12 protein-coding genes and 1 riboswitch are annotated in these 16,108 nt (G+C 40.4%); all 12 genes read right to left on the reverse strand.

The genetic code is table 11. The features are described from left to right. Positions 1 to 263 (reverse strand): spore coat protein (locus BLT_RS21805; RefSeq protein ID WP_017727908.1); only part of this gene is annotated, 263 nt, incomplete at its 3' end. Positions 264 to 389: 126 nt separating this feature from the next. Further along, positions 390 to 524 carry a hypothetical protein gene (locus BLT_RS24700; protein ID WP_017727906.1) on the reverse strand — a complete coding sequence of 45 codons (135 nt, stop codon included), beginning with the start codon at positions 522 to 524 and terminating at the stop codon, positions 390 to 392. Between the two features lie 128 nt (positions 525 to 652). After that, complete coding sequence (locus BLT_RS0111325; protein WP_017727909.1) at positions 653 to 1,930, reverse strand: ribonuclease H-like domain-containing protein; 1,278 nt, start codon at positions 1,928 to 1,930, stop codon at positions 653 to 655. Continuing rightward, positions 1,921 to 4,215: a DEAD/DEAH box helicase gene (locus tag BLT_RS0111330; RefSeq protein ID WP_017727910.1), complete on the reverse strand. Its 2,295-nt coding sequence runs from the start codon at positions 4,213 to 4,215 to the stop codon at positions 1,921 to 1,923. Before BLT_RS0111330 ends, BLT_RS0111325 begins: the two co-directional genes overlap by 10 nt. A gap of 252 nt (positions 4,216 to 4,467) precedes the next feature. Next, positions 4,468 to 6,756: an ammonium transporter gene (gene amt / locus BLT_RS21810; protein WP_017727911.1), complete on the reverse strand. Its 2,289-nt coding sequence runs from the start codon at positions 6,754 to 6,756 to the stop codon at positions 4,468 to 4,470. Positions 6,757 to 7,393: 637 nt separating this feature from the next. After that, the gene (locus BLT_RS0111340) at positions 7,394 to 9,544 is read right to left on the reverse strand and encodes a sensor domain-containing protein (protein WP_017727912.1); all 2,151 of its coding nucleotides are present in this window, start codon (positions 9,542 to 9,544) and stop codon (positions 7,394 to 7,396) included. A gap of 213 nt (positions 9,545 to 9,757) precedes the next feature. Then, a riboswitch (cyclic di-GMP riboswitch) is annotated at positions 9,758 to 9,842 on the reverse strand. A gap of 229 nt (positions 9,843 to 10,071) precedes the next feature. Next, positions 10,072 to 10,848, reverse strand: a complete 777-nt coding sequence (locus BLT_RS0111345) for a 3-oxoacyl-ACP reductase (protein WP_017727913.1) — start codon at positions 10,846 to 10,848, stop codon at positions 10,072 to 10,074. 10 nt (positions 10,849 to 10,858) lie between these two features. Further along, on the reverse strand, positions 10,859 to 11,929 hold the full coding sequence (locus tag BLT_RS0111350) for an ABC transporter substrate-binding protein (RefSeq protein ID WP_017727914.1): 1,071 nt from the start codon (positions 11,927 to 11,929) through the stop codon (positions 10,859 to 10,861). Continuing rightward, positions 11,926 to 12,693 (reverse strand): ABC transporter permease, encoded by a 768-nt coding sequence (locus BLT_RS0111355; RefSeq protein WP_017727915.1) that lies wholly within the window; start codon positions 12,691 to 12,693, stop codon positions 11,926 to 11,928. Before BLT_RS0111355 ends, BLT_RS0111350 begins: the two co-directional genes overlap by 4 nt. Further along, a complete protein-coding gene (locus tag BLT_RS0111360; protein WP_017727916.1) occupies positions 12,690 to 13,457 on the reverse strand; it encodes an ABC transporter ATP-binding protein in 768 nt (255 codons plus the stop codon). Before BLT_RS0111360 ends, BLT_RS0111355 begins: the two co-directional genes overlap by 4 nt. A 14-nt stretch (positions 13,458 to 13,471) precedes the next feature. Next, a complete protein-coding gene (locus tag BLT_RS21815) occupies positions 13,472 to 14,953 on the reverse strand; it encodes an acyl-CoA reductase (RefSeq protein WP_017727917.1) in 1,482 nt (493 codons plus the stop codon). Further along, positions 14,953 to 16,074, reverse strand: a complete 1,122-nt coding sequence (locus tag BLT_RS0111370) for a LuxE/PaaK family acyltransferase (RefSeq protein WP_017727918.1) — start codon at positions 16,072 to 16,074, stop codon at positions 14,953 to 14,955. The genes BLT_RS21815 and BLT_RS0111370 overlap by 1 nt, the downstream gene beginning before the upstream one ends. Positions 16,075 to 16,108: the final 34 nt, after the last annotated feature.

The raw sequence follows: 16,108 nt of genomic DNA on the forward strand, positions 1-16,108 counted from the left end.
GGTGCCATCGCCCCAGCTACTGGGCCGTAATGTGCTGGCCTCGGACGTTGGACAAAATGCTGATTCGCGATGTTTTGTTGATATGAGTCAGTATGCGGGAAGCTGTGTACATGGTTGTATACATGATTTGTTAAATGCGTTGTATGACTAGGGTGAATCTCTGGTACAATATATTCACACGTATTTTGCATGACATTGCATTTTGTCGGATGTACAACAGCAGGTAAAACTTGCGCAGGTCTTCTACGTGGACGACAATGCATAAGATAGTTCCTCCTTTTTAGTAGATTCAATACTACCTTATGTTCTATGCTTAATAGGGGTACTAGTTGTTTTACCTATTTATCCCCACAGTTCCTGCTTCACACAACAATTAGGTGTTCGTCTCTTTATCCAAGAAAAAAGGTTGAATTGCGCATTTCAGTCATAACAAAAAATACAAGACCAATCATTACAAAAAACATAACGACTAAGGCGCGAGTCATTACCATCACTCTTTCATCAAGATTATTTCCATCCCCCATTTTACTGTCTCACGTCTTTTTCGACAATTCTTTTTCAAATCTTACAACCATTTACAAACAGTTGTTCACAATATTGTAACAAACCGTTGAAAATTCTTGCTTTCTGCGCTTACCCAGGAAATAGTGTACTAGTTATTTGCAAGGGATTTACGTTGCAAGCGCTCCATTCTTTTTTCAAGCTCTTTTTTCTCCCGTTGGTCCATTTGCCTGAGCAAACGCCCAGTATTTCCTAAAGATTGATATGCTTGTTTCGCATAGGCTAAAGCTTTTTCAGGGTCCTTTTCTTTATGTTCAAACAGCTTTGCAAGCTCTACTCCAGCCTCCAAAACAAAAACGTCCTGTTCTACAAGCTCTGTAAAAAGAAAGATTGCTTGCTGATAATTTCCTAGCTTTTTCTCTAATCGTCCACGTGCAAGCTGACTTTCTCGATAAAGATTTAAATCCTGCGCACTCATTTGCTCATAAAGACGCTTGCTTAATTCAAGCTCTCCTAACAGTTCATACCACCGCGCTAACTCGAAATGCTCCCTTGGATGTAACGTCCGTTCATCAATCTCTAAAATCAAAGCAGATAGATGAGCATATAGCGTAATTAAAGACAAGACATCCCACTCATTGTGCTTAAGCACTCCTTCAACATAAGCAGGATCTTGCTCTTGCAAGAAATCAAAATAGAGCATCGGCGCTAAATAACCAGGAGTATCCTCCTGCCGTTCATAAAAAAGGATTTCTTTTTCAACGACAGAAAGCTTACATGATGGCAGTAGATCCTTCCATAAACGACGAGACGCATGCAGTAAATCGTAATGCCCGAACTTTGGTAGCTTTGGTACTTGCTCTCGAACAAACGTGTGCCGAGTTTTTACTTGAGGCCAGTCAAACGCTTTTCCATTATACGTAACGAGGTCAGACATATGCCCAACATCTTGAAGAAAGTGATGGTAAAGCGCGACTTCACCTTCAGGTCCTGGTAAAAAATATTGTCGTACAACCGCTTCATCATCCCGAATTTGACTATAGCCTAATAAAAAAATCGTATTTCCAGCACCACTGCTCAGCCCTGTTGTTTCCGTATCAAAAAAAAGCAGTTCACTGGCATGGGTGCCTTTTGCTGAAAGAGGGTGTTCATAAAGATGTTCCTGCCACTTTTGTACCTGTTGCTTTACCTCGCCTAATGCATAACGGCCATGAAACGCTGTAAGAGGATAGGTCACTTCCCGCACGATCGTATATTCATTTTCAAACCAGAGAGGTTTCGCGCCAAGGGCACACCACTCCTCTTGAAACGGAATCCTTTTTTCTACAGGAGAAATCTCTACATTCTCTAAATCAGATGTTGGCTTCCTCCCCTCTTCCTTTAGCCCCATATGCGATTTTAATCGAGACAGCTTCCCTTTTAATGCCATGGCTTTTCATCCTTTTTTGGTTGAATATCGTTTATAAGCTGTTTTACTGAAGCTTTTACATTCTCCTCAAGCTCACTTGATGCCCCTACACATGCTGGGCATCCATCCTCACACGGACAAGAATGGATTAGATGCTCCACTTGTTCTAGGAGGGCATCCATATGTCGATACACATTTTTAGCTAATCCTACTCCACCTGGATAGCGATCATAAAAGAAAATCGTCGGAAGCTCAGAGTGATCTGCTTTCATTTGTGGAACCACATGCAAATCAGCCCGGTCGCACATAACGAACACTGGAGCCACGTGCTGGAACAAATGAGCAAGACCTAGCAATGCTTGATCCAAGCCTTTATCTTTAAATCTTTCCACAATCTCTGCCTGAAAACTAATCCATGCTCCGTTCGTATGAAGCTCTTCTTCAGGGAGATGAATTGGGCCAGAACCTATATTCTCAAATGTGCTTAATTTGATCTTTTTAAAAATCGTCGCTTTCGCATTTACCATCACATCTCCAAAAGCAACCGTTGAGAGTGAGCGTTCTTTTACCTCATCTTGCTCAAGCACTTTTAAATGAACAGCCAAATTCGCATCCGTAAAATACTCCACATCGACTTCACGAACAAATGCTTTTTTTTCGTCCCAATCTAGTTTTTCCACTTGATATTGGACCCCTTGATGTAAATAAATTGCTTCATCATGTAACAGCGTCATGGCACTAAACCGATCCATTTCTCCAATGACTGTCACATTTGCTACATCCGATTGATCAATAATAATAACATTTTCCTGAGAGGCTGACCGAAGACTAATGCCGTGAGCTGGAAAAGCGTCATTCATCCAATACCATTTGCCCCCACGTTGGTGAAGGACATGCTCATCTGCTAAAAATTCTAAAATTTCTTCAACCTCCACCCCGCCAAAAGTGTCACCCTTTTTAAAAGGAAGCTCATAGGCCGCACATTTCAGATGATCGACCAAAATGACAAGATTATCAGGGTTAATACGTGCCGACTCTGGAGATTTTTCAAAAAAGTAGTCTGGGTGTTGAATGACGTATTGGTCTAATGGAGTGGAGCTAGCCACTAGAATGGTCACTGATTCGTGCTGGCGACGACCCGCTCGACCTGCTTGCTGCCAAGCACTTGCAATGGATCCAGGGTATCCAGTCATAATACATACCTGCAGCTGACCGATATCCACACCTAGTTCAAGGGCATTCGTGCTCACGACACCGATAATGTCTCCTTGGCGTAAGCCCCGTTCTATTTCTCGTCTTTGCTTTGGTAAATAGCCACCCCGGTATCCACGGATCGTTTCAGGTCCGATTTTCTTTTTCGTAAGCTCCTGCAAATGGCTAAGAATAATTTCCACACGAACCCGACTCCTAGCAAACACAATCGTTTGGATGTTATTTTCTAAAAACGTTTTCGCTAGCCGAGTCACTTCCACTGTAGCGCTCTTGCGAATGTTAAGTGGCTGATTCACAAGAGGTGGATTGTAAAAAATAAAATGCTTTTTCCCGCGTGGCGCCCCGTTATTATCAATGAGACGCATCTGCTTTCCTGTTAGCTGCTCTGCTAATTCTTTAGGATTTGCTATGGTAGCCGATGTACAAATAAAAATTGGGTCACTTCCATAATAATTTGCTATCCGTTTCAAACGTCGAATTACATTCGCCACATGGCTACCAAAAACTCCGCGGTATGTATGAAGCTCATCAACAACCACGTATTTCAAATTTTCAAAGAAGGCGACCCACTTTGTGTGATGTGGCAAAATTGCAGAATGAAGCATGTCTGGATTTGTTATCACCACATGTCCTGCTTTCCGCACCGCCTGTCGAATATTCGGTGCCGTATCTCCGTCATATGTAAAGCATTTGAGGTTGATCCCCATTTCATCAATGATTTCATTTAGCTCGCTTTTCTGATCCTGGGCAAGCGCCTTTGTTGGAAACAAATAGAGAGCACGACTTTCTTCATTTTTCGCAATTTCTTGAAGAACAGGTAGGTTATAGCACAACGTTTTCCCTGATGCAGTAGGTGTTACCGCAACAAAGTTTTCTCCCTTTAATGCTGTATCAAAGGCGGTTCGCTGGTGGGTATAAAGCTGCCCAATCCCCCGCTCCTCCAAGGCTCTGCGCAACCGTTGATCCATCGCTTCAGGAAATGGTGACGTTTTTGCCGGTTCCTCCTCAATTTCATGCCAATAGGCGATGTTTTCCTTGAAAGACTCATCCGTTTTTAAAAGATTCAAAATCGCTTGCAAATCCTTTTTAAACATTTACTCCACCTCAACTATCTGTTACTTTATTTTAGCGAATGTTTGTTTGTTTTTCTAGGAAAAACATATGGGAAATCCATCATGGTCATAGTAAATTTTTTTTGTTCCATTTGCCTCCCTTCTATGATAATTCTTCTTGGTGCTATTAATTGTTTATGTTTTAAATATGGTACGTGAAATTAATAATTAATCCCTTCATCCTTCATCGCAAAAAAGGACACTCCTCTTTTGGAATGCCCTTCAAACAACGACTCACGCTTCCGTTGTTTTAAATTGACTTACTTCGTCTTGAAGCTTACGGCTTTGCTGTTTCATTTCTTTTGCCGATATGGATAGCTTATCAGAAATGGCGCCGCCTTCCGTAGTTTTTTCCTTTACCATCTCAACCTTAGTCATCAATGCGTGTAATTTTTCTTGCTGTTTTTCCCGATTCTCAAGGATTTTACTTGTATTGCTGTTCACTTTCTCCAATGACTCCATGAACTTCTTTGTGTACTCGTTCACTTCATTCATTTCTTTGTCCATCATTGTAAATTTTTCCGGCATCTCAAGTAAATCCTCATTTAATTGTTTAAAATGCTTTGAGACTTCCTCTAAATCTCCACCAACACTATTTATGCCACGAATATTTCCAGCAAGAATGCTTTCAATTTCGCTTGTGGCAACGTTGGTTTCATGAGCTAAATTTCTTATTTCCTCTGCCACGACCTTAAATCCTTTCCCTTCTTTACCAGCTCGACTTGCTTCAATCGCTGCATTTAAAGCGAGCAAATTAATTTGCTTGGAAATGGTCGAAATCGTGTTAATTACTGTATCAATTTGATCTGTAGATGCAGAGATCTGATTTACACTTTGATGAAAGCCCGTTAATCGATCATTCACTTGATCATTTTTCTGCGATACAACCCCCACATCTTGATTTAGCTGTTGGATTTTCTCTTTTATTGACTCGATTTGACTGCTAATTTCCTCCATTGTCGTGAAGCATTCTTGAATCATCGAAATCACTTGCATATCAAATGCTACATCCTCGCCAACACGAGCTTTCATTTCGTCAAAATATCGTTTCATGTCTTCTGCAAATACCGTTTGTTCATCCGCACTTACTTTTAATAAATAACTTTGCTCATTCATTTTTCGTGATGAATGAAAGACGTAGTTTGCCTGAACTTTTACCTTTGTAACGATTTCATCCAATTTTTCAAGCAACGAATTAAAGGCTTGATTTATTTCTTGCGTGTCTTCCCCAGGGTGGACAGATAATTTTTTCGTTAAATCGCCCTTTGCTGCAGCAATTTCTCTCATAGAGGTGATCGTATCAAGCATAGAAATTTGTGCTCCATGTTCAGAAACATTTAATCCGATTGCTTCATCCTCTGGAGACACGCGAAGTAATGAAGCTTTTTTAAGAAGCCAATAACATAGAAGCCCCATGCCGAATGCCCACACAAAAGCAGTGGCAACACCGAGTAGCTGAATGCCTAATTGGGTGATGCGACTGCTCGTTGACAACAAATGTTCATATCCAAAGAGGGCAACAGCGATCGTACCCCAAGCTCCTGCAACACCATGGACACTAACTGCACCAATCACATCATCCAATTTAAGCTTTTTATCGATAAGCTCTAAACTGAGGGTTGTAATGATACCACCAAGGATTCCGATAACAATGGACTGAATAGGACCAACAACATGAACAGCCGCTGTAATCGAAACAAGGCCCCCTAATACACCATTTAAGATCACATCCACTCGAGGTATTCCATGTCTCCACCAATAAAACAAGGTTGCCGAAAGTCCTCCTGCTACTGCGGATAAATGGGTATTCAAAGCAACGAGGGCAATGCTCTCATCCCCTGTGACGGTGGAGCCTGCGTTAAATCCAAACCAGCCGATCCATAAGAAAAACATTCCGAGCGTTGCCATGACCGAATTGCTTTGTGAAAATTCGTTCACCGTACCATCATGATTGTATTTTCCAATTCTTGGACCGACAACAACCAATGCTGCCAGTGCTACCCAAGCCCCTACGGAATGAACAACCGTCGATCCTGCAAAGTCAATAAAGCCTAAATTCTCTAGCCAACCAGATTGCTCTTCATTCCATACGCTTCCCCATGCCCAGTGGCCAAAGAAAGGGTAGATAAATAACACAATAAAAATTGTTCCAAAAATATACCCAGAAAACTTTGTTCTTTCAGCAATAGCTCCAGAAACAATCGTCGCAGCAGCACTGGAGAAAGCAATTTGAAACAACATAAAGGTCCAATCCCATGAATCCTCACCAAGACCCTGAAAAAAGAAATGCTCTGTCCCAATGATTCCATTTAAGCTCGTTCCAAACATTAAGGCAAAGCCGATGCATGCAAAAAGAAGGGATGCAAAAATAAAATCAATGACATTTTTTAAAGCCACATTAATTGAGTTTTTTGCTCTTGTTAAACCAGCTTCAAGGGCACAGAAACCCATTTGCATAAAAAAAACTAAAACGGTTGCGACTAAAACCCAGACAAAATTGATATTTATCTGTATGCTTTCCATTTTATAGCCTCCTGGACTCCTATCCAACCGTTGGCTCTATCTCTCAATCTCTTTACTTCTCTTTTTATGTATATCTTTTATGTTTAGAAATAGCTGGAAAATACATTGACTTTTTTAACGGTAAATAGCTCGATTTTTATATTGACAGATTAGTGCAAATGATAAAACGTTTTGTGCAATGTAAGATTTGTTTGCTCTTTTGCATGCGCTCCCCTCCTTCTTAATCAAATAATGACTAAATTTTCACTTCACTCTTAATTTTCAGACTTTTGATGTTTGTGCAATAGTATACCCTATTATCTGTAAATTAAAAAGGGTCATCTTCTAATTTTTACAGACAATAGTCTTATAAATTATCGTTCTCATTCGTCCACACATGACTAAAGGTTTATAAGTATATGTTTTTTTGTAATTCTTTTTAACCTAAAAATTTTTTCCTTCTTCAGTAAAACACCCCAGCAAAATTTACTTGCTAGGGTGAAAGCGTAGATTCGCTAAAGCAATGTCCTCCCATCACCTGTTCCTTTGCAAAAGATGCTATCATGTAAAAAGTATTATATCCAACGGTTAGCCTCCATTACTGTAAATAATGTAGCTGTATAACGCTAAAAGGTCTGCTCATTTAACTTTTTGACGTTCAGGTTACTTCAGTAGAATATTTTAAGTATACTTCAAACTCATCCTTAGATAATGGTTTACTAAACAAAAATCCTTGCCCTTGACTACAACCATTCTCACTCAAGGTTAGCAATTGCTCTTGGTTTTCAACACCTTCAGCAATCACATTTAAATTTAGTGTTTGTGCAATATCCACGATTGCCTTTACAATTGCATAGCTTTCTTTGTTTAGATTGATATCCCGAATAAACGAAGCATCTATCTTCAAAGTATCTACAGGTAAATGTTTAATGTAACCGAACGAGCTGTAGCCTGTACCAAAATCATCAATGGAAATATGAACCCCCAAATCTCTAATTTCATGGAGAGTGGCTACAGAATTATCTAAATCCGCAAAAATACTTTCCGTAACCTCTAATTCTAACCACTTAGCTTCCAATCCTGTATCATTTAAAATCTCTTTGATTTTGTTAGAAAAATTAGGTTGAGTGAATTGAAGAGTAGACAAATTAATCGATAATTTTAATGGAGGGTATCCTTGGTTTTGCCAGTCTTTATTTTGCTGACACCCTTGACGAAGAACCCATTCTCCAAGTGGGATAATCAACCCTGTTTCTTCAGCTACTGGAATAAACTTATTTGGCGATATCCTACCTAATTCAGGATGGTCCCAGCGAACAAGAGCTTCCATACCGATCAATATACCAGTGGATAGGTTCTTTTTAGGCTGATACTCAATGTAAAATTGCTCCTGCTCAATGGCTTTGCGGAGTTCATTTTCTAATAGGATTCGTTCCAAAGACCTTTCTTCCATTTCTGAATGAAAGAATAGGAACCCATTTCTCCCTTGTTCTTTGACAGCATAGAGTGCGATATCTGCACGTTTTAACAACTCATCTACACCCATTCCATTTGATGGAAAAAGCGAGATGCCGATACTACAAGAAAGGTTAAGTAACTTTCCTTCCAACTCTATCGGTTCTCGGAAACTTTCTATAATTCTTTGAGCAACGATTTCAACTTCCTTTGTACTCGATATGTTTGACAACAAGATCGTAAATTCATCCCCACCTATACGAGCAACTACATCAGATGAGCGGAGACACTTTCTAATTCGACTCGCTACTTCTATTAAAGTGAGATCTCCTGTTTCATGTCCATACGAATCATTAATGTATTTAAATTTATCTACATCGATAAACATGATCCCTAATTGTAATTGAAGATGCTTTGCTTGTTGAACTTCTTTACGTAAGCGATCCATAAATAAACGACGATTTGGTAATTCAGTCAATGTATCATGATATGCTAAATTATAAATTGTTCTCTCCGTCTTTTTCCGTTCAGTAATATCGCGTATTACCAATACTAAGATGTTGACATCTCCCGATTCATCGAGAATCGGGTTCATCTTTGCTTCAACATCAATATAATTTCCATTTTTCTTTTGAATTCGAAACTCTAATTGGGCAGAGATAGCCTTTGCAGCAAAAATTTTCTCAAACTCATTCGTAAAATGTTTACGATCCTCTTCGTGTATCCATTTTAAGAAATTACTAGACTTCAGTTCCAACAGTTCTTCACCTAAAAAGCTTGTGTATGAAGGAGATACATACAGTAGCGTTCCTTCTTTATCTATAGTTGAAATCAAATCGGACGAGTTCTCAGTAATTAAGCGATATTTTTCCTCGCTTCTTTTTAGCTCTTCCTCCATTTGTTTTCGAAGAGTAATATCATTTCTGATCGAGACATATTGATATGGTTTTCCTTGTTCATTTAAAAAAGGAACGATGGTTGTATCCACCCAATAAAATGAACCATCTTTAGCCCGATTTCGCACTTCTCCTCGCCAAATATTCCCTGTGCCAATTGTCGCCCACATATTTTTGAAAAACTCTCGAGAATGATAGCCTGAATTTAATAGTCGGTGATCTTGACCAAGCAAGTCATCTAGAGAATATTTGGAAATTTTACAAAATTGTTCATTAGCATAGAGAATGATTCCACGCTGATCCGTTATCGCCACAATAGAAGATTGATCCAAAGCATATTTAACATCAGCAAGTTCTTTCAGAATATCCTCCAATTTTTCATTATTCTTTGAGAACAATTTTTTCAAATCGTAATGTTTTGTTGACTCTGAGCTTACGAATGTACTTTTTCGTCTCATTATAATCACCTTCTTAAATATATCTTTTCTAGCGACACATATGCTTCTGACAAACAATCAATCAAGAGTTCAAGAGCGAGTCTATCTCCCTACGTGGTTAAAAACATTCTCAATGCAACCTCTAATGAAAGTGGTAGGAACGAAGGGCTTCTTTGTTTCCACTTCCTGTACTAAAGCTCCTCTTTTTTTCACACAAAAAAACCGACCCATGACTCATAGTAAGGTCGGTTGCACTACTCGCTCCCATTCATTCAAAGTGCCCACATACAAATGAATATTCATAGCTTCCAAATTATTTTAATTATTCGACAAAAAAATCACATTTTAATAATAATTTATATTCTAGTCAAAAAGTCATGGTAAGTCAAACCATTAAATAAAATTTTCTTATATTATTGTATTATCTCACATAGTAAAAAATGAGGAGCTATCATGTGCTGAAAAACGATTTATTCTAAAAGAGTGCGGGCATTCAATTTCTAAATGATCAGTAAGTGGTTTATTAAAATACTTAAATTAAAGTTAAGTTATTTCATCACAAAGCCTCCATCGACGATCAAGCATTGGCCTGTGACGAATGATGACCAGTTGCTTGCAAAAAACAATACACTGCCGACAACATCTTCTGGTTTAGCGATTCGGTGAAGAGGCGTCTGGCTTTTAATGACTTCCTTCACTTCTTCTTTCGTCGTTCGACTGGCATCAGTAGGATATACAAGCCCAGGTGCCACACAATTGACCGTTACCCCGAAGGCTCCAAGATCAGTCGCCAAATTTTGTGAGTAGGAAAGAACAGCACCCTTCGCGGTGTTGTAATCATGATAAGGCACAATAGGGCGATAAACCAAGTTGCTTAACATGTTAATAATACGACCTGAACGCTTTTCCTTCATCACTGGTATGGCGTACTTGCAGACGTTATACGTTCCCTTCAAGGAACCGTCTAGCTGCCTTTGATAATCATCCCATTCCAGCTCCCAGGCAAGCTTACGTTCGTCTGGGTCAAAGCTGTACGCATGCAAAGCATTATTGACGACAACATCGATCGTATCAAATTCAGCTACAATGGTTGCGACCAATGCTTTCATATCCTCTTCGTTTGTCACATCGCCTTGAAGGGCATAGGCATCAATGTCATATTGCTCGATTAATTCGTCCACAAGGACTTCAGCTCTTTCCTTGTTTTTCACATAATTTATGATCACGCTTGCTCCATGATGAGCAAATGCTTTCGCAATCGCCGCCCCTATTCCCCGGCTAGAACCGGTAATAAGGACGACTTTTCCTTGTAGCTCTGTATTCATCCCCATCACCCTAATTTAATTGTTCAACGAGCTCATTGGTCGTAATTTCTTCAATCTTTACTCTTTCAGAAAGCAAGCCAAGCTCATAGTACGTTTCTGCCACTTCGATGAGAATATCTGTATTTAACCATCCTAGCCCTTTTTCTTTCATTTCTTCATTGATAGACGTTTGATTACGAATGTTAATGATTTCTACATTTCTTTCTACATCTTGCCCATCGATCGCTTCTGAAACAGCTGCTTGCGCTGCCTCTTCAGGGTGTTCCATCGTATACTCCACACTGTCACGGTACACTTGTAGGAAACGGATTAACGCATCTTTTTTCTCCTGGAACGTTTCTTCTGTGACAACAAAAACATCTGCAGGTGTGTTTAAAACGTCTTTGACTTCGATAACATTCACATCACCTAATCCTTTGCTTTGTGCATCAAATAACCCTGTGTCAGTTGCTGCCGTAGCCACAACTTGATTATTCATTAATGGACCAAAATTAAGCACTCCTGCCTCAACAATGTTTACATCCTCCTCTGTCATCCCAGCTTGATGAAGCAGGACGAGAAGATTTTGATAGGTCCCACTTGCAAGACTGTAAACCCCAACATTTTGTCCCCGTAAATCTTCAACGCTTTCAATGTTACTTTCCTTTAAAGATACGAGGTTAAAGACATTTTCAGGATAAATGTTGTAAATAATTCGGAGTTCTTCCCCTTGTTCCATCGCTAAAAGAACTGCTTCAACGTTAGCAAAAGCAATATCCGCATTCCCAGCTACAATGTTACGGACTGCATCTCCGCCACCTGCACCTGGAATGTATTCAAAATCGATCCCAGCTTCTTCAAACCAGCCATTCTGTTCTGCTAAATAAAGATTACTTTGCTCGACAATCGGCTGGCTCCAGGATGCCATTCGAATTTGCTCAACCACTTGCTCCTCAACAGCACCTTCCCCTGTCGATTCTTGCTCGACCTCAGCCTCAACTTCTGCTTGTGGCTCTTCTTCATTTGTACCACACCCAGCAACAGCAAAGGTTAATGCAGTAAATAGAAAAGCAGTACTTAGTTTTTTCATCAATGGTTTCATTTTTCTTCTCCCCTAGAATAACGGTATTTTTTAAAAAATAATTGCTCGATCCAAAAAATCAATTGATACAACAAAATCCCTTTTACTGTAAGCAACATAAAAACAGCGAACATTAACGTCGTATTCAGCATTCCTTGTGAGGCAATAATCAAGGCTCCTAATCCTTTGTTAGCCCCAATGAATTCGGCTACGACGGCACCGACGACACTTAAGACAATAGCAACCCTTAACCCAGAAAAAATATAAGGAATGGCCGTTGGGACGCGAAGCTTAATTAGCGTTTGAAACGATGATGCCCTTAGTGAACGAAACAAGGCGATTTTCTCGTGACTAACATGAGATAAGCCTGTAACAGTGCTTTCAAATAAAGGAAAAAAACAAACAAGAGAAACAATGATAATTTTCGGTGCGTAGCCAAACCCAAACCAAAGAACTAATAAAGGCGCTAATGCCAGCTTTGGCATGGCTTGAGAGGCAATAATATAAGGCTGTAAAATTTCCTGTGTCATTTTTGACTGAGAAACAAGAAACCCTAAACCAATCCCAACAACAGCCCCTAAAAGAAACCCTGCAATCACTTCTAAAGAAGTAGCAGCAATATGGGGATAAAAATACCCACTTCTAAAATGCTGAACAAGGCTCAAAACAATGGCAGAGGGAGCTGGTAAAATAAGGGCCGATATCTCTCGTATACGGACAATGCCTTCCCACAATCCTAACAAGGCGATAAGTAATAGTAGAGAGTAGATTTTCGTTCTTTTCATCGTGACGATGCACCTACTGTTTCGATCGTTTCGTAGATCTCTTTTACAATGCCTGTAAACGAAGGGTTAAATTTAAGCTCTTTTGGACGCAGCTTGGAAAAAGGAATGGTATATTCATGAGCGACCTCTGCCGGCTGCCCACCCAATAGAAGTACACGATCTGATAGATAGACAGCTTCCGTAATATCGTGGGTAATAAAAACAATGGTTGTAGAGAACTGACTTGACAGCTGCATCAATTCCAGCTGGAGCTGATCCTTCGTCATGGCATCTAGGGCAGCAAAAGGCTCATCCATTAACAAAATCTTTGGCTGGGTAAGCAACGCTCGCGCTAGCGTCACTCTCGACATCATCCCACCCGATAATTCATGAGGATACTTGTCCTCATGACCAGCAAGTCCCACTGTTTGAATGATCGCTTTTGCCTGCTCCTTGTCCGCTTGCTTTAGCCGTCTTTTTACTTCAATCGGCACAAGCACGTTTTCTAGGACGGTACGCCATTCTAATAGGACAGGCTTTTGAAACACATAGGTACACTCTTCAATGGGCTCAGAAATCCTTCGACCCAACACATGAATGTCACCTGTTGATGGCTGCAGAAGGCCACCGATCATTTTTAGCAGTGTCGTTTTACCACTCCCACTTTTACCGATAATACTGACAAATTCACCGGCTTGCACCTGAACATTTATATTTGCTAACACTGGCTTCTGTTCATTGGCAAAATGTAAGCCTACATCATGACATTGAATGATGCTTGTCATACTCGTCTCACCTCTTAGTCTCTGTACGGATCGAACGTATCCATTTGGTATTCAAGGGAGGCTTCAACGTCACAAAAATGAACAAGGTCAGCCAAATGAAAGCGGCCATCATGATGCCAACCAGGCTGCGGCTGTGGCATTGAACCTAGGGCGCACATCCGATTGACTCCACATTCTCCTAGCATTTCAATAAGGTCATAAAATCTCTGTGGTGAACAGCCGATCCCCACCGTTTGAATATAGCCTTTCATTTGCTTTACGTGTTCCTTCACCTGTTGAAGTTCATCCACGGCAATGACCGTGACGAAACGATTTAGTGGCGAAAAAGGAAATATCTCTGTTTCTTTATCAAAAGATTCACGTAATACCACCGTCCAGTTTGTGCCTTGCTCACTTTTGAGTAAGTGGATGCCTTGATTGCTGTAGCTTTCAAATTCGAGAGATGCTCTTTTTTTCAAAATGGCATGGTGTTCTTCTTTGGTTAAAGGAGCTCGTGGATGCTTGGATTGAAAGTTCGCCATTTCATTTGCAAGCATCTGTGCAAAATCCTTAGGCGAATATTTTCCTCCTCTTTCTACATAAAAGACGTGAGGGGACAAACAGCCTTGCTGATCAAACCATGATGCATCAAGTGCAGCTAGCTTGGCTGTTTTCCATGCGTTCGCTCCCACTAAACATTCATTTGTAATGACACCAAAGCTGACCTTATGTCCATGTGTAATAAATCGTGTACGGGACGGAATCCTCTGTTTGATTGCTTCAATCGTTTCATCCCCACCATATGCAATGACGGCTTCTGATTTAGAAAAGCTCGCTAATTCTAATGCTTCATCTCCACCCTTCCACCAAACCATTGCCATCGTTTCCCCAAGCTTTGGTTCAATTTCCTGAAGCGTTTTTGCAAATAACACAGGAAAGAGAGGTTCTGAAGACGATATTTTCCCTAGCGTCGCTGACTTTACGAGTAAGCCCGCTGTTAAGCTCCATAATGGTAAGGCAGGGACATTTCCTGAAAAAACATGGGTCGCAAGGGCAGGACCGTATGCTCGAAACAGTCCACCTGATTGACGAGGCCGAAATTCATCTAAGACAAGGGGGTTCGAAAAATCTTCATCCACCATTCGTTGTAGCTTCTCTTTGCGAAATTGTCGTAAATAGGACTGCAAAAATAATCGAGTCATTTCTGGATCATATCCTGTAATCACTGGTAACCACTGATCGGCAAACTGCCGCAACTCATACTGAGGATCAAGCCATTTATGAACCGCTTCATTTACGAGGTCAATAACGTCATTTGTGCGAAGCTTCTGAAGATAATCTTGCTGTTGAAGCTTAAGTGTTCTGATGATTTCTTCAAGGTGCGTCGGAAGAAGCTCTGGCATTTTCAGTTCTAGCTTTCGACCATGATTCTCGAACGTAAGTGTTTTATGTAAACCATCACGAAGTAAAGCTTCACATTGCTTTGGAACATGAAAGCACGAAAAACTTACTGTCATTAGAGGCTCTCTCCTTTTTGCATCTCCGTCGATGCTAAAAACTGCTCCACTGCAAGTGAACAGCCTTTTGCTTCTGCCCCACTGGCTCTTCCTAATAAGTGAAAGCCTTCACCTTCTGCAATCCCTACGTCCTCCGTAAGAATGGCCATGACTGAATTCAGATTGGCGAGATCGTAGTGGACGAGAATCCCCTGTTCTCCTTTGGGCTTCTCTTTCATTGTTTCAATATCGATCACCATCGTCTTCATCCAGTGAGGAGCACGCTTTGTTTCACTGATAGGGTTCTTTTGATGCTTGTCATTGATGTTGCCATCGTAAAACTGCGAGCTTAACTCGGTCATCCCGTACATATTGACGCACATTTCTCGAGGAATCGAAAAGAGTGCGGCCATCTCTTTTTTAAACGCATTCGGTGTCATTTCACGGGAGCGTCCCTTTGCTCCACCTGTGTCCATGACTCGACTATTTGCTGGTAGCTTGAACTGAATGCCTCTCTGCTTGCATTCATCTACTAAATGAATAAACGAAAACGTCGCTCCAATTAATAAAACAGGTTCTTTTTGTTTCTCCACTTTTGTTAATTCTTCAATCAGTTCATCAAGTTTAAACCCTTCGCTTGAAAAGGCGTATTGGCTATCCTTCGTTCCAAACGTTTCTTTTGCAATATGTAAGTAATGGGCCAAGGAGGAATTCGGCATCTCCTCTTGTGTCGGAAAAAGTACGTACATCTTTAATTTTTCAACATCAGGCATAATGTATGGCTTAAAATGGGTTTTCATCGACCGATCATAGATTTCAAGGTCACGATGATAGTTTTTCCCTCTCCGATCAGCATTGGTCGTACCGCTCGTCATAAAGACAGCTTCTGTTTCTTCAATTGGATGACATGAGAGTGTCGTTAATTTAAAGGCGTCAATTGGAACTGGGGGAATCTCACTGTAGTGCTTTATCGTCCTTGGAGACACACGTCTCTTTCGGCAAAATTTTCGGAACGCTTGGTTATGCTCATATTGAAATGTAAAAACCTTCAACGCCATTTCATTAAACGCTTCGTCTGTTGAAGAAGGTTGATTCATAAAATCAAGCAACTCTAGTTTTAATTTTTGGTATGCTTGTAACATACAGATCACTCCATCGTTTTACTTCGAGCTAGGA

Origin of the sequence: Halalkalibacterium ligniniphilum (assembly GCF_000334155.1) — a bacterium.
In the GTDB taxonomy this organism is placed as follows: Bacteria; Bacillota; Bacilli; order Bacillales; family Bacillaceae_D; genus Halalkalibacterium; species Halalkalibacterium ligniniphilum.